Annotated in this window: 9 protein-coding genes; 5 read left to right on the plus strand and 4 right to left on the minus strand. The window is 39.8% G+C overall.

The annotated features are described in order from the left end of the window. Positions 1-77: 77 nt before the first annotated feature. The gene (locus tag ABWV72_RS17475) at positions 78-1,088 is read left to right on the plus strand and encodes a LacI family DNA-binding transcriptional regulator (RefSeq protein ID WP_353372060.1); all 1,011 of its coding nucleotides are present in this window, start codon (positions 78-80) and stop codon (positions 1,086-1,088) included. 31 nt (positions 1,089-1,119) lie between these two features. Here the strand turns inward: ABWV72_RS17475 and ABWV72_RS17480 are convergent, their stop codons facing one another. Further along, complete coding sequence (locus ABWV72_RS17480) at positions 1,120-2,484, minus strand: MFS transporter (RefSeq protein WP_353372062.1); 1,365 nt, start codon at positions 2,482-2,484, stop codon at positions 1,120-1,122. Then, the gene (locus ABWV72_RS17485; protein ID WP_353372064.1) at positions 2,484-3,491 is read right to left on the minus strand and encodes a LacI family DNA-binding transcriptional regulator; all 1,008 of its coding nucleotides are present in this window, start codon (positions 3,489-3,491) and stop codon (positions 2,484-2,486) included. Before ABWV72_RS17485 ends, ABWV72_RS17480 begins: the two co-directional genes overlap by 1 nt. Before the next feature lie 356 nt (positions 3,492-3,847). Between ABWV72_RS17485 and ABWV72_RS17490 the strand changes: the two genes are divergently transcribed. From ABWV72_RS17490 to ABWV72_RS17505, 4 genes are all read left to right on the plus strand, one after another. Continuing rightward, entirely contained in the window at positions 3,848-7,135 is a 3,288-nt protein-coding gene (locus tag ABWV72_RS17490; RefSeq protein ID WP_353372066.1) for an alpha-L-arabinofuranosidase family protein, read from the plus strand. 85 nt (positions 7,136-7,220) lie between these two features. Continuing rightward, on the plus strand, positions 7,221-8,687 hold the full coding sequence (locus ABWV72_RS17495) for a sulfatase-like hydrolase/transferase (protein ID WP_353372068.1): 1,467 nt from the start codon (positions 7,221-7,223) through the stop codon (positions 8,685-8,687). A gap of 198 nt (positions 8,688-8,885) precedes the next feature. Next, a complete protein-coding gene (locus ABWV72_RS17500; RefSeq protein ID WP_353372094.1) occupies positions 8,886-10,385 on the plus strand; it encodes a sulfatase family protein in 1,500 nt (499 codons plus the stop codon). A 332-nt stretch (positions 10,386-10,717) separates the two neighbouring features. Then, the gene (locus tag ABWV72_RS17505) at positions 10,718-11,977 is read left to right on the plus strand and encodes an ABC transporter substrate-binding protein (RefSeq protein WP_353372070.1); all 1,260 of its coding nucleotides are present in this window, start codon (positions 10,718-10,720) and stop codon (positions 11,975-11,977) included. Between the two features lie 269 nt (positions 11,978-12,246). On the opposite strand, the gene ABWV72_RS17510 is transcribed toward ABWV72_RS17505, so the two are convergent. Together ABWV72_RS17510 and ABWV72_RS17515 are read right to left on the minus strand one after the other, a co-directional pair. Beyond that, the gene (locus tag ABWV72_RS17510; RefSeq protein WP_353372072.1) at positions 12,247-14,475 is read right to left on the minus strand and encodes an alpha-L-arabinofuranosidase family protein; all 2,229 of its coding nucleotides are present in this window, start codon (positions 14,473-14,475) and stop codon (positions 12,247-12,249) included. A 274-nt stretch (positions 14,476-14,749) separates the two neighbouring features. After that, positions 14,750-16,216, minus strand: coding sequence for a sulfatase family protein (locus ABWV72_RS17515; RefSeq protein ID WP_353372074.1), 1,467 nt, complete (start codon positions 16,214-16,216; stop codon positions 14,750-14,752). Positions 16,217-16,234: the final 18 nt, after the last annotated feature.

Consider the following 16,234-nt stretch of genomic DNA (forward strand, 5'->3'; position numbering starts at 1 on the left):
ACTTGATGAAACAACCGCACTTAGTGTATATTTCAAGGATAGCTAACTACAACGCATCAATGTAAACATTTACCCTTATGGCAACAATTAAAGACGTAGCTCGCATCGCAGGTGTTTCTGTCGCATCAGTATCACGAGTTTTGAACAATGGCCCCAAAGTCAGTCAAAAAACCATTGAGAAAGTCACTAAGGTGATGGCTGAATTAAATTACAGCCCCAATGCGAATGCTCGTGCTTTGGTCACCCAAAAAAGTACGACTTTAGGTGTTGTTATCCCAGACTTGGTCGACCCTTTTTTTGCCTCACTAGCACAAGGTGTGGAGCAAGTAGCTCGGCAAAGAAACATGCAATTGCTATTAAGTACAGGCCTCGTCAGTGCTGAAACAGAAATGCAGGCAATTAATTTGCTCATAGAAAGGCGCTGTGATGTGATGGTTGTTCATAGCAAAAAACTATCCGATGAAACATTAATTGAACTAAGTAAAAAAGTTAAGGGTTTAGTACTAATCGATCGATACATTGAAGAAATTGCTCATCGCTGTGTGTGGTTAGACAATTTTGAAGGCGGAAAAATAGCGGCTCGGCACTTATTGGCATTAAACCACCAGCAACTTGCCTGCATAACCAGTACCCACCAAATTGATGATCCGCAATTACGAGTAAAAGGCTTTAAACAAGAGTTATCAAAAGCGCAGTTGACGATTAATTCAGAATTAATCGAAATTGGCGAACCTACATTGCAAGGTGGCGAGCTAGCGGCTCAAAAGCTATTGGCTTCAGGCGCAAGCTTTTCTGCCATTTTTGTATACAACGACGCTATGGCAATTGGTGCGATTTCGACTTTAGAAGATAACGGATACAAAGTACCTGCTGATATTTCCATACTTGGCTTTGATGATGTTTTATTGTCACGTTACTCTAGACCAAAATTAAGTACCTTAAACTACCCGATAGAAGAAATGGCGCAGCAAGCAGCGAACATTGCCCTTGAGTTATTAGCCGAGAAAAACGCTACACTCGATAAAAAAAGCTATAAATATATACCTAGACTAGTAAAACGCGAGTCCACCAGCTTTTACAACAAGTAGTACTGGCTGCATTTAAAAGCAAAATGATAACTTATGCCGCTAAATGCCTTTTTTGATAAATACTGATCAAGGCGAGGGCAATTGCACTAGCGGCAACCGTACCAACAGAAAGAATGACTCTCATCCATTGTAATGTAGCTTCTGATTGCTGCCCTGTGAGGTTAGCATCAAAGCCAATCATTTTTAAAGTTAAGCCGCCAAGCATCAAGGCAAACATGACACTAACAGCTGCTATCCATGTATGTGTTGCCGCAAAGCTCCCTTCCCTGCGCTGCTGAGATTTTTCACTATCCTGATTACTTGCTTGAGCAATTAAAGCAGGAATAATTATTGTCATTGCTGTCCATATTGCTGCGCAAAGAATAGGGTCTAATAAAATTAACCAACCAGCCTCAGGAACAAATACAAACCACTTAACAATGCCGCCAACCAATGCTAAAGCAAAAACAACTTTCAAAGCATTAATGTTACCTAAATAACGAGATAAGCTAGCCACTATCGGGATATGAATGGTAGCAACTACGGCATACCCCATGGTGAGAACCGCTTTCCAAACCGCTCCTTGGCCAATATCAGAGCCGCTAACGTAATAGACTAAAACGTAATAATCCATTTTTGCAGCGTATGCAGCACAGCCCAATTGAATAAACATAGTGACAGCAACGAGCTTCATCAAAGGAACAGACAATACCTCTTTTACATTAACCAAAGCTGACTTTTTATCTTCTCTTGGCTTCTGCTCAGCCCCAGATTCTTTTATAAAAAATGCGGGTAAAGAGCCAGCAATACCAAAAACGACAATAGCAAGTCCCCAGCCAACAACTTTAATGCCAACAAACACGCTACCAAAAACGGTCAAAGTTGCTAATGGATACAACCATTGACTTAAAAAAGAGGCCACTTTACTAAAGTAGGAATTAACAGCCATTATTTTAACCCGCTCATTAACATCTTGAGTGATCTCATAGGAGAGAGACGTGAGCGGGATGCTATAAAAAGAAGAAACAGCATAAAATAACAATGTGGTGATAAAAAAATAAAGCAATTGCCAGTTAGTTGACCATGATTGAGGCACCATCCAAATTAAGCCAAAAAACAAGGCGCTTAACCAAGAAAAAATAATTAAAAATGGCCTTCTTCGACCAAGTTTACTTTGACATAAATCTGAAAACTGACCTACCCAAGGCGAAAGAAAAGCGGAAAAAACAATAGGAATAGTTAAGGCTAAGCTAAACAGAAATGGATCTACCGCCAAGGTCATTTGATAAAAAGGAATAGCAAGCAGTTCACAGCCTTTATCAAGAAAGAATAAACTGAAAAAACCACTGCCAATAGCAAGTTTTTGCTTTAGTGTCGGGGCATTATTGATTAACTCTGAATGAGCTAGGTTTGTCATTATGTACTGCTAATATCCAGTACCGAACCTCTGTTTACTAGGTGAGGCATAAATAAGTGAGTCCTGACAGCAGAGCCATCCTGGTCCGATAATTCTATTGCTAATTTAGATGCGTAACGTGCCATTTCCTCTATCGGGTAATGCATAGTCGTTAATTGTGGTAAACAGGCAACAGAGATAAGTAAATCATCAAAGCCAATAACAGATACATCTTCTGGCACCTTTAAACCACAAGCATTTAACTCGTGAACAACACCAATAGCCATATTATCGTTATATACCAAAATTGCAGAAAACTTATCACCTTTGGCCATTAGCTCTTTAACTGCAATACGGCCACCATCCATATTCGCTTCAGCTTCAACAATAGCATCTTTCTCTAGTTTGATACCTGCACTACTAAGCGCCATACCAATACCATCAAGACGACTTTGCGCATCATGGTTCATATCTTTTCGCGTGATAACTGCAATATCTTTATGTCCCGCAGTTAATAAAAATTGTGTTGCCTCTTGCGCTCCTCGGGTGTTATCAAGCCAAACGCAGCGATGGGCAATCTTTGCAATAAAGCGATTAATAAAAACCAAACCAGGAATTTTTTCAGCTAACTCACACAAGGTTTCATCCGGTGTATGAACACTATGCATGACAATTATTTCACATCGATGCTGCATTAATGAATCAAGAGCTTCAAGCTCAGCCTTTTCATCACCAAATGCATTACTGATTAATAAACGATAACCTTGTGCTTTTGCTTCACGCTCAGCGCCGCAGGCAAGCGTACCAAAAAATGACATGGATACATTTGGTACTATAACCCCTAACGTTTTTGATTTTTTATTTACTAATGCCTGCGCATTAATATTTGGTCGATAGCCTAACTCGTCAATGACCTTTTGAACTTTTGCTCGACAAGCCTTGCCTACTTTCCCTTCTTTACGAACAACTCGAGATACAGTGGATGTTGATACTCCAGCAACTCTTGCAACATCTTTAATGGTGACCATTTTAAGTTTGATACTCCTTATTCCAGCACTGCAACTTAATAAATTCGCTATTAGTTACAATATATTAACCTAATTAATTATGAATAACATTCAAGTCATCGCCGGCGCAAAACAATGAAAACGTTATCCTTAAATTATATATTAAGCCGCTATAAAACAGAAACAAAAAATCAAAACAAAAAAACACCAAAACCCTTTAAACTCCACAAACAGAAACGCACCCAGCTCTCAATACTAAAAACAACACTGTATAGAAAAAGTACAACAACATTTGCCATCAAGACTTTTTATATGATAACGTTCTCCCTCGATTCTTTTATAACAATAAATAAAACTAGCAAGTAAGGAGTAGCGCAATGTTATCTCGTGAGATGAAAAACTTACTGTTAACTCTTAGCAGCCTATGTGTACTCAGTTCTGCACATAGCCAAGCAGCAGAGTTTATCAACATAGACTACAAGCAAGTAATAAAAAACCAAAACGGCCCCTATATCGGGGAGAACATGAATTACCTGCTATCTTCAGATAAACATATGCCCCGCAAGGTATCAATGAAGGACAGGGCTAAGGAAATGAAACTGAGTTTCCTACGTTTTCCTTATGGTCGCTTAGGTGACAATTATCTATTTACTGATGCACCTTACAACGATGGTGAAACAGGCCTTACACCTAGAGTAGCCTCTTTAGGGGCACCTCCTGGAAGCCTATACTGGGCGGTTGACGATAATGGCTATTTTAAAAATTCATTAGATTTTGATGAATTTATCAGCTACACAGACAAAACAGGTGCTGAGCCGTTAGTCATGGTGAACATGCTGTCTTATGACACAAGTCACTACCCAGATACTGTAGTGACTTTTGATGATTTAATAACCCACGCGGTTGAGTGGGTCAAATATGCCAATATCACCCGTGGCTATAACGTTAAATATTGGCAATTGGGTAATGAAGTAAAGTCCCATACTGATAAAGAAGCCTATTTCGCCAACTTTGTTACTATGGCAAAAGCGCTAAAATCTGTAGATCCAAGCATTCAAATTGGTTTTGGTGAAGACGGTAGAGCTAACTGGGTTAAAGATGCGTTAGCAGATCCTATCGTCTCAGCACATATTGATTTTATTTCACCACACCAGTACTTACACAATACCACTTGGACCGAGTCTTATGAAGATTGGCGAGACCATACTGGCACAGTTATTCCTAAGATAGATAAGTTACAAGGTTATGCTGATGCTAGCACCAACCATAAAGATGTACCTATGATAGTGACAGAGTATGGCATTAATGGCGGCAGCTTTGCGGAAGAAGATCCCACTGGCAGACGCTTTTTTCAGTTAACCAGTGACAATAGCTATATTGGGTTAGCACAAGACAAACTAACCTTAACTAAACTCAGTACCGTCACCAATGAAAATCAAATGATTGATATTGAAATGTTTGATGATACTTGGTTTGGTTTAAAACTAAAAAATAGCAACACTGGTTATATAAAAAGTCAATCATCAGCTACTGCACCGCTAACTGTTGGCGGTATAGCCACTGAAGAAGGCTCAAAATGGCGTTTGAGAGAACGTAAGAAAAAGTATTATTTAGAGTCCAAGCAACACCTTGGCAACTACCTCACCTTTGATGAAGCAACAAATAACTTTATTCTCGGTACAGATAAAAAGTGGTTAGCTGAGCAATTCAATCTACTTTGGAAATACCAAGTATTAGCCAGACCGAACATGTGGCTACCTCGAGATACACCTCGTATGCTCCAATCAATCAGCAGTAAAAAGTTTGTTGGTATGCAAGCAGACAATTCGTTAAGTGCCGATAAATTCCGCTCTGAAAGTACAGCGTATCAATTTATCATAAAAAATGCCGATGCCAGCTACGGTGAAAACGCCGTTACCATTCATCCGCAAGATAGTCAGGCAGGCTTTATCGAACACTGTCTAACTATGGTAAATAAAACAGGAAATACCACCTGCATAAGCTCAAATGCAAACAATAATCAACAAACTACTACAAGTACGACCACTCGAAATACCAGCGATGAAATATCAGATCATGGCATATGGGTATTTGCTCCGAGCGGAAATTACTTTCAATTGGAAGCCTACAATAATCGCGGCAACTTCTTAAAAGTAAATAGTGATGGAACCCTTTCAGCTGATGGCCTCGCTGGTGATACAAATACTCGGTTTACGCATCAGAACTTACCTGAGCCTAACCCTCTACCACCAACGACGACACCTGAAGGAAACTTTGGCAATGACTTATGGAAATCACTTATTTTTGCCGATATGACCTTAAGTGCGTCAATTCACAAAAATATACGCCACTTAATCCACTGGAACACTCATACTTCATTTGAGGGTCGTTATGGCGGATATCACAATATTTCTAATTCACTAGAAAATACCGAAGAAAACACCCTAACTCCTGTAGGACAAGTATTAAAAATTATTAACTCTAATACCCTAAGCAGCATACTAAACGTGCCAGCTAAACACGGAAAAGTTAGAAGCTACGCCAGCTTTGATGCTCACACTGGTGAAATGGCGATAATATTGTTAAATAAGAACAATTTAGTGGAGGACATTAGCTTAACACTTAACGGTTATCAGCCCACCACAAAATACGCTCGCTGGGTTTACCAGGGAAGCAATGCAGAAGATGAATACCCTAGCTACGCTCAGGATGATAATGGTAGCCAAGGCAACGTAACTATTAATGGGAATGTGATTGATACCCAATTAGAGCCGATGTCACTCACTGTTATTCGGTTAAGTAACCCGAGTGTTGCTAGTATACCTGATGGTGAAAACATAGTACTTACATCACGCCATTCAGGTCAGCTTGTTCGCCTAAATAACAGTAAAAACGATCCTATAGAAACGTCAAACTTGCTACACGCTAATCAAGGAAATTCATATACAAATTTAGCCAGTATATTTCAAGTAACTAGTTCAACAGAAGGCTTTGTAAAGCTTGCTACTTATGGCGGAAGCAGCACAGACTTATTGCAATATCAGCCAGCAGCACAAGCTGCTATTCAAGCTGCTACAGATAATGGCAACTTCTCCTTATGGCAATGGCAACTAAATAGTGACGGTCACTTACTGTTAGGTGCTAGAAACTACCCAGGTAAGTTTATGCGCACCTCTGCAAAGAATGACTATAAAATAGACCGCGATGGCAGCAAAGGTACTTGGTCACAATATGTTTGGCAAAAAGCCCCTAAAGTCCCGCTAGGAAAAGAGATTTGGATTCGCTCTGCCACTAATAATGAACTGCTATATGTTGATGAGGCAAACAACCTTAGAGCGGATGCTAACTTACCTGCTGATGCCAATGCCCACTTCTTTACCCTAGAAAGATTATCGGGTGACTTTGTTGCATTAAAATCGAGCTTGACCGGACAATATCTCAAGTCAGGTAACGGTGCAAGCTGGTCTGTTAAAGCCGATGGCGACAACAGTACTATTTTAGATACCGCCACACTATTTAAAGTTAAGCTAAAGGATGATGTGGTGCTATTTGAGTCAGCCAACTTTGCCGACAGTCATTTAAAGGTAAAAATCTTAGGCGATCAATCCCTCGACACCTCTGGTGGAGAAAGCACCTGGGCGCAATTTTATTGGGGAGCGCGCTAAAGTACACAACCAATAAGCTTACCATATGCTCCACATTAACCTTGTGGGGCTTTTTCATATAATCCCTAAACAAATGGAAAGATAAATGAGCAGATTAAACGCACTGGGGAAAGCTTTAGCAGTACTAGCCCTAGTTGTATCAGGGCAACTATTTGCCAAAACAACAAAGCCCAATATCATTGTCATACTGACCGATGACCAAGGCTATGCTGATGTTGGTTTTAATGGTAGTAAAGATATTATCACCCCTAATATAGATCGCATTGCCAATGAAGGTACTCGCTTTACCAATGGATATGTTACCTATGCCGTTTGTGGCCCAAGTAGAGCTGGCTTATTAACAGGACGTTATCAAGGGCGCTTTGGCTTTGGCCGTAACCCTATTATCGATCCCGCAGATCCCATGGCAGGCTTACCAGTAGAAGAGAAAATGGTCTCTGAAGTGCTGAAACCTGTTGGTTATTCATCTAGCATAATCGGCAAATGGCATATGGGGAGCCACGAAAAGTTTCACCCAAATAATCGAGGATTCGAGCACTTCTACGGATTTTTATCGGGTGGTCATCGCTACTTTCCAGAAGAGTTAATTTATCAAGATGAAGCTCAATCACTTGGCCAAAATGAGCATAAATCACCATCAAGCTCTTGGTATCACACTAAGATAATACGTAACCAAAAGACGGTAGAAACCAGTACTTATCTAACCGATGAACTGTCTCGAGAAGCCCTTGAGTTTATAGATAGTAAAAAAGACCAACCATTTTTCCTATACCTAGCCTATAACGCGCCCCATGCACCACTACAAGCGCCAAAACGCTACTTGAAGCGTAATAAACACATTAAAGATAAGAAAAGACAGATCTATGCATCCATGATCACCGCAGTCGACGATGGCGTTGGTAATCTACTTGCGAAATTGCAAGAGCTGGGTATTGATGATAACACCTTAATATTTTTCTTATCTGACAATGGCGGTGCGTCAAAATCATCAGCGAAAAACTCCCCTTTACGAGGCGTTAAAGGTGACTTTTTTGAAGGTGGTATACGAGTACCTTTTGCCATAAGGTGGCCAGGAAAAGTCCCTCAAGGCATCGACTATAACAAGCCGGTAAGCTCATTAGATATCCTTGCTACTATTGTTGAAGTTACAGGTGCTGCTATCGATAAGGACAAACCGCTAGATGGCGTTAACCTACTCCCTTATATCACAGGAAAAAATACAGGCTTACCCCATGAAGTACTATTTTGGCGTAGCTTTGACAGCAAAGTGTTAGCCACTCGTCGTGGCGATATGAAAACCATCACCTCTCCTGAATTTGGTAACCATTTATACAATTTATCAAATGATTTAGCTGAACGTCATGATTTGTCTGATAAACAAAAACAAATTTTTGAACAACAACAAGCAGCAATGCAGCAGTGGCAGTCACAGCTAAAAGATCCCATTTTTAGAAAGTTAACTGATGGCGCGATTAAAGCTGCCAACAGAAAAAACAATGCGAAAAAGGCCAAGGAGCGCATTGAGCGCTCAACCGGCGCGCAGGGTTATTAATAAACCTAAACTCGGGATAATAATAAACTTTATTTAAGGCGGTTTAACCATTTCTTGGCAGCAAATTTGTTAGCAAAAGAAATTACCTAGAGCCGCCTTAATTATCCATTTAACCTTCACGCAATCGTTAATATCTACCTAATAGAGGAAAATACCTTGTTTAATTCAATCTTGAGGCTATGCGCATTACTGCCCTTAATTACAATTAGCGGCTGTAATCAAGTCAGTGACCTTAAAAATGACCAGACTATGCCCCGCCCCAATGTGGTTATATTCTATGTCGATGATTTGGGCTACGGCGATGTTGGCAGCTATGGCGCAATTGGCGTAAAAACACCGAATATTGACACCTTAGCCGCCGATGGCATTCGATTTACAGATGCTCACTCGTCAGCTGCCACTTGTACACCATCACGTTATTCACTACTAACCGGGCAATATGCTTTTCGTAATGATGCGGCGATTCTTCCAGGTGATGCACCTTTAATCATTAACCCTAATATGCCAACGTTGCCTAAAGTCTTTAAAAAAGCAGGTTATAACACTGCCGTTGTTGGTAAATGGCATTTAGGTCTAGGTAACGGTTATGTCGATTGGAATAAAGCAGTAAAACCGGGGCCTCTAGAGCTTGGCTTTGATTATAGTTTTTTATTGCCGGCGACAGGTGATCGAGTTCCAACGGTTTATTTAGAAAACCATCATGTTGTCAATTTAGATCCTGCTGATCCAATCACGGTAAGCTATCAAAAGCCCATTGGCTCGCGCCCTGTAGGTACAGAGCAGCCAGAACTTCTTAAGCAAACCGCTGATTTGCAACATAGCGCGACGATAGTTAATGGTATCAGCCGCATTGGCTGGATGGCGGGTGGAAAGTCTGCCGAATGGGTTGATGAAGATTTTCCCTTTGTTTTTACCAACAAAGCCAAGCAATTTATTGCCAACAACAAAAACGAACCTTTTATGTTATTTTTCCCATTTCATGATATCCATGTTCCGAGAGTACCTAATAAGATGTTTGAAGGAAAAAGTGACATGGGGGTTCGTGGTGATGCCATTGCGCAAATGGACTGGATGACAGGACAGATCATTGCCGAATTAAAAGCACAAGGAGTTTACGATAATACCTTGATTATATTCTCCAGTGATAATGGCCCTGTGCTAGATGATGGCTATGATGACTTAGCAGTGCAAAAACTAGGAGAACATCAGCCCTCAGGACCATTTAGAGGTGGAAAATACAGCGCTTATGAAGCTGGGACTCGTGTTCCTATGATCGTCACTTACCCCAACAAGATAACGCAAAAAGGCGATAGCGACGCCCTTATCAGTCATATAGACTTTTACCGCTCGCTCGCCAGTTTAGTTGATATAAAATTAGACAAAAATGAAGCCATTGATAGTAAAAATTTATTGCCTGCACTATTAGATGCCAGCCAAGATGGCCGACAATACATGCTTGAAGAGTCATTCACTTTGGCAATTCGTGACGGTCATTGGAAGTATATTGCGCCTTTTTCGGGCACTACACCTACTTGGTTAGCCAATAAAGTGATTGAAAATGGTTTAATGGCTAAACCACAGTTGTTTAACTTAAAGAATGACATTAAAGAAAAGGTCAACCTTGTAGAAAAACATCCAGAAATAGCCAAAAAATTACAAGCTAAAATTGATGCCATCGTTGCTAAACCTTCCCATTAGTTTAACCAGAAAGGGCTGTAATCACAGCCCTTTCTAGCTTTTCTCCCCACAGCTAGCTGTCTTTTCAGCCCATAGCTCGAAAAGCTATTTAACCTGGGCTAAACTCAGCTAAGTATAAGAATATGACCTAAATGCCCTTTCAGTAACCAGTGCTTTCGACCAAAAAAGAGAAGAGACAAAGAATAAGAGCATTTAACAAGTTAGACATGATTTTCGGAAATGGCGACGATTTTTGATTATTGTTTGAGCCGCAATGGTACGCACATCGAATTGCAAAAGGAAAATAACTGAGAAATTTAGTTAAACACTTAAGGAAGACTAGAGGTTGAAATATGAATTATAAAAACCTAGTAAGAGCAGTAAAATCTATTCTTACTATTTGTCTTGTCGCAATAGGTAGCCCAACATCCATAGCCCAGCAAAATAATAACACTGAGCTGACCATGGCATTAGATGCAACACCAGTAACCAGAGCTACTTTTAATTCGATAATTAACTCATTTGAGCGTAAAACAGGTAAAAAAGTAAAAGTTATTAAATATAACACGAACACTGATTTTAACACTTTCATGGCAGAGCTAGAAAACACAAAAGATACGCCAGATCTAATCTATGATCACGGATCACTTCGCTTTAAAAGTCGCATAGAAAAGCACTTAGTCGAGGACGTTTCCAAGCTTTGGCTTGATAACGGTTTAACTGAACTTTTTACTCCTGAAATAGCTAAGCGAGTGAAGGTAGGCGAAGCATATTATGGTATTCCTTATTCAATTCACACTTGGGGATTTTTTTACAAACAAGAACTTATCGATAAAGTTGGCCCAATACCAGAGGATTGGGACGCATTTGTCAGCTATTGTTTGAAACTAAAAGAGCTTGGTTATAGCGTTTTTACCACATCGGATAAGCAACCCTATGTAGCAGCCGCTTGGTTTGAATATATAATTTTAAGAATGTATGGATTGGAGCTTTTTGAGCAAATACTTAACGGAGAAGTATCATTTCAAGATGAACGAATCCAAAACGCCTTTATTAAGTGGAAACAGTTAATAGATTTAGATCTATATGATAGCGAGCTCTCCGCTCTTCGTTGGGAGCAGCAGCAAATATATTTTTTGAGAAATAAGATAGCCTTGTTTTTTATCATGACTCCATCAATAAAAAGAATAATTGATCAGAAGGTAAGACAAAATATTCACTTTGCAGCATTCCCCAAAATAAATGCCGCTCTCCCTCGCTATGAATCTGTACCGAGTAACATATTATTCATTTCATCTCGTAGTAAGAATAAAGCATTAGCCAAAGAATTCTTGCTCTATTTAGCTCAAGCGGATACCCAATCATTAATATCAGAGTATAGCGGTGCCAGCCCCGCAAACATACATTCAAAAGTAGGTAGTGAGCCGGTTACTCAAAAGTCGCATCAAATTATTTCATCGGCAGCAGGTTTTTCGCCTTTCTTTGATAGGGGAGCACACCCTGACTTTGAGAAAGTAGCAGTAACACTATTTTCTGACTTTATACACGATCCCGATGTGAAAAAGTTAACAAGTGGCTTAGAGAGCGCTCGACCGAATTATTACTCCAACTAACCAGTGCAGCTAACGGCCAACCAAAGTCTCTGCTTTGTGCTAGTTAACCTGAACTCGGGATAACAACTTGCTTTCTAGCTGCTGTTTTTCCTTATTACTGCGTTAAATTTATTTGCAATACGACCCCATGGATGGGGGAGGTAGAGCGACGTTTGAACCAAAGCCGAGGCCAGCTATTGACGCACAAATTTGCCTTGTACTAAGAAAAAACATCAAGCTAGAATGACTGTTGAAATTAAAGTCTTAATATCAAATGATTAGCTAATTTCTTATCCCGAGTTCAGGTTAGTTAATCGCAGCACAGTTAGCGAAGTTGCCGGCAACTTAGCGTCAATCATATTGCCGTTAAGTGTGACAAAATCATTCGTTTTTACTGTGCTAATGGAAATTTTTGGTTGTTCATCTTCAGGGTCTTTTCCAGTATAGAGCCAATGTTTTATGACGCTATCAGCCATAAAAGCCTTTAATTCAAGCTTTAGCCTTTGTTCACTATCGTTTTTATTTAAAATAATTATCGACATCACATCATTATCAGCACTTGTACTCACATAAAGTCTGAGAAAACCATGCTTTTCTTGCACATTAACAAGGTTTGTTAATAAGTGCTCGTTAATTAATTTCAGTACTTGTCCAACTGGAGTCAGGTTATTTTCAAAGGTATTTTCTAAAGAGTTTGCCGCATTACCATGACCGCCATTTTTACCATGCCACGAAGTATGAGTATTCCAATGAACCAAGTGGCTCACATTTTTAAGACGCATCGCTCCTAAGCTCATTTCAGCAAAAACTAAAGACTTCCATAGATCATTGTCAAAATTTCCAACGAGTGGCCTGGATTTTGGCTGAGGATTAGCATCTGGTATATCGCTATGAGTAAACTTAGTTGCCTTTTGCGATTTTTTTCCGCCCATTGTTAAGAGGCCATCACGGGCTACCTGCAGAAAATTGTCTTTATCGTTATATGCACAAAGCTGGAAACTATTTTTTCTGTATTTAATACGCCACAAGCTGTTTTCACTGAGCTTACTACCGCTATCAAGAGCAATAACACCATCATCTTGTCTTGTAATATAACCTTTATCTACCGCCAAAGATTTAAGTGATACTGTACCTTTAGGGTAACCCTTACCGGGGCTTTGCATAACAAACTGACAAGAAGTACTCATAGAACGAGACAGTTTCGCACGAATACTGTTGTCTTTCGCCAAGCACCAAACTTTGTTATTTGATAATGCTGTAATCATGCGCGCCTGCTTCCTAGGAAAATAATCTGCTGCCTGATAGCTAATCAAATTAAACAAAGCCGCTTGCTCAACATTTTTCGCTGCTAACACAAAACTTTCAATATCCTTTGCATAGCTCACATAAAGGCCGGGATGTGCTTTAGATTCCAGGTAGAAAATCCGCTTTTTCACTTCTAATAAGCGCCATTTATAAAGGTCACTTATCGTGCTATCACTTGCTAAGGGCTGCAGCGATAATTCAGAGGCAGGATTTTCTGGCGCTTTGATATAGTAATTATCTGCCCTTAAGGTAATCCAACCATCTTTGAGCAAGCTTATATCAATCGCATCAGCTTTTTTTAGCCCTTTACCAGCAACATATTGTCTAGTAAGTTTAACTTGGTTGTTTTCATCTTTACTCGATTGTAAATAACCCGCGCTTTTTCTCTCGCTATTAAGGCTTTTGAAAAACGTTAAGCCCTTAGGATCACGTTCTGGGTAATGACCACCTGTTGCGCCATATTCAGTGACGATAATAGGCACATCTTTATGACTAGGGCTTTTATCTGCATAGCGTTGAAATTTATCAATTTTAGGCGTTAAGGTACCGTTGTAATCTCGCCAGGCTTGATAAGACTCACTCCACGGTTTATTGTGCAAATATTGATGTGGGGAAATAAAGTCGATGTACTTAGCAATACTTGCATCCGCTAAAGCCGCTTTTAACCAGCCTCTACGACCATCCTCACCAAAGCCAATATGAATACTTGGATCTACTGATTTCATTGCCTTAGCCATGGCAACAAAGTTTTTTAAATAAGTCGATTCATCAGTATGCGATGCCACTTCATTACCTAACTGCCAATATTTAATGTTATAGCCTCGGGTAATATTGGCGTATTTGACCCAAGCTGTGGCATGGTCAATAAGATCACTAAATGTCACTACAGTTTCTGGGTATTGCTTAGCATCATAAGACAACATATTAACCATAATGAGCGGTTCAACCTTAGTTGGGTCATTGCTTGCTTTATCTTTGTTAAGCGCCTGTACGTAAGCCATATACTCATCAAAGTCGAGCGCCTGAGTAAAGTAGCCATTATCATCAACAGCCCAATAGTACTGCCCTGGTGTTTCATTGATTGAAGCGACTCTAGGCTTTAAGCCATTAGCAGTATCAGCAAATGGCACATCATTAAACAAATAATTATCACCTAAATGACCATAAGGAAAACGTAAAATACTTAATTTCATCTCCGCGATACGACTTTGCATTGACACCTTACGTGGCCAATTTGTATCTGATGACATAAGAAAATTTAAGTTCTCCCCAATAGGAGCATTAGCCTGCCGCTTAAATATATCTTTGGTGTCAATTAGTACTGAGCTTTTAGCCGCAGAGTTGTTTGCCAGCGAATGACAAGAAAATAACAAGGAGAGTAGTAATACAATTGTAAATTGCGTAATTAGCTGCTTTAACATAAACCCTAAATACCTATTAAAGCCAGCTAATCACTAGCTGGCTTATCTTTAAAAAAAAGCGATTAGTTCAAAGACCTTTTTTAATAGAGTCTCGCCATTTCTTATAATAGTCAATTAACCTTTGTTTAACTTCAGGGTGTTTTTCTGACAGATCGGTGCTTTCTGAAGGATCAGCTTCTAAATCATATAAAAAGCTACCCAACTCTATTTCTACCATTTCGTACTTAGCATACTTATCTTTAGTCGCCGTTTTTAGCTTCCATTTACCTTGACGTACGGCGGTTTCATGGCCTGTGTCCCACACTAAGGTCTGATGCGCTATTGTTTTATCTTCTCCTGTCAGTAGTTTTGTTAGCGCTATACCATCAACATTACTGGGAGTTTTTGCCCCGGTTAAATTGGCAATAGTCGGTAAAATATCCATAGTACTGACCATGTTGTCTACCACTTTGCCTTGAACAAATTGTTTCGGCCAGGTGACTATCATAGGGATTTTAATGCCGCCCTCATACAGTAAATACTTACTACCGCGTAGCGGGCCATTATCTGCATAAATAGGCGTTGAACCACCATTATCACTGATAAAAATAATAACGGTATTATCGCTAAGCCCTTCACTGTTTAGAGTATCAAGTAATTTACCAATTTCTTTGTCCATATAATCAAGCTGAGCTAGATAATGGGCTCGCCCCTCAGGATTATTGGGGTAGCGACTATTTTTATACCAGGTATAGTAATCTTCAGTATCAGGATCCCAGTCATGGTAGCCTTTTAAATTATTCGCTTTTAAATAATCCTCTGGAAGCTGGTGGGTAAAGTTATGAACCGCTGTAAAAGCTAGCTGTAAGTAAAACTTATTGTCTTTATTGTTTTTCACAAATTCTCGGGCTTTTTGACCGTAAATTTCGGTGGAAAAACCAGTGCGATTATCACGCTCAAAACCATCCCAGAAGGCGCCATATTCTAACGACTGACCTTTCTTACCACCGCGCTTTTTATATGCTTTAAACTTTTTCTTTTGCTCTGCGGCAACAGCATCATCATGAATTAAAAAATGCTGGCGGCCATTTCCGCCATAACCATAAAAATAATCAAAACCATGGTTAAGGGGAAAGTCTCTAGCCTCTGGGGTTGAGTAACCATAATGATACTTGCCCACATAGCCAGAGGTATAGCCTTGCGACTTAATCACTTCAGGTATAGTCGCCAGCTTAGGCGAAATAGTTGCCTTTTTTCCGTACCAGTAAGCGCCTTGGCGCTGATTATAAGTACCCGTAATTAACCCTAAGCGAGAAACATTGCAAATAGGCGCAGTAACATAAGCGGAGGTAAAGCGCGTTCCCTTCTCAGCCAATCGATCAATATTCGGTGTCTGAACATCTGTCGCTAAGCCTGCGGCACTAATATCTGCATAACCTTGATCATCACTGACGATGACTATGATATTTGGCTGTTGTGGTAGCGCCTTAGCAAAACTAAAGTAAGGTAGCAAAGCTAACCATAAAAACGTATGTAATTTTAATAACTTCATCATAAATTAACCTTGTATCGC

The sequence above is a fragment of the Aliiglaciecola sp. NS0011-25 genome, assembly GCF_040370605.1.
In the GTDB taxonomy this organism is placed as follows: domain Bacteria; phylum Pseudomonadota; class Gammaproteobacteria; order Enterobacterales; family Alteromonadaceae; genus Aliiglaciecola; species Aliiglaciecola lipolytica_A.

Bases quoted from the DNA above. Each gene is read 5' to 3' on its own strand.
- ABWV72_RS17485 (WP_353372064.1), bottom strand. From the start codon at position 3,491: ATGGTCACCATTAAAGATGTTGCAAGAGTTGCTGGAGTATCAACATCC.
- ABWV72_RS17490 (WP_353372066.1), top strand. From the start codon at position 3,848: ATGTTATCTCGTGAGATGAAAAACTTACTGTTAACTCTTAGCAGCCTA.
- ABWV72_RS17510 (WP_353372072.1), bottom strand. From the start codon at position 14,475: ATGCAAAGTCGTATCGCGGAGATGAAATTAAGTATTTTACGTTTTCCT.
- ABWV72_RS17480 (WP_353372062.1), bottom strand. From the start codon at position 2,484: ATGACAAACCTAGCTCATTCAGAGTTAATCAATAATGCCCCGACACTA.
- ABWV72_RS17515 (WP_353372074.1), bottom strand. From the start codon at position 16,216: ATGATGAAGTTATTAAAATTACATACGTTTTTATGGTTAGCTTTGCTA.
- ABWV72_RS17505 (WP_353372070.1), top strand. From the start codon at position 10,718: ATGAATTATAAAAACCTAGTAAGAGCAGTAAAATCTATTCTTACTATT.
- ABWV72_RS17475 (WP_353372060.1), top strand. From the start codon at position 78: ATGGCAACAATTAAAGACGTAGCTCGCATCGCAGGTGTTTCTGTCGCA.
- ABWV72_RS17495 (WP_353372068.1), top strand. From the start codon at position 7,221: ATGAGCAGATTAAACGCACTGGGGAAAGCTTTAGCAGTACTAGCCCTA.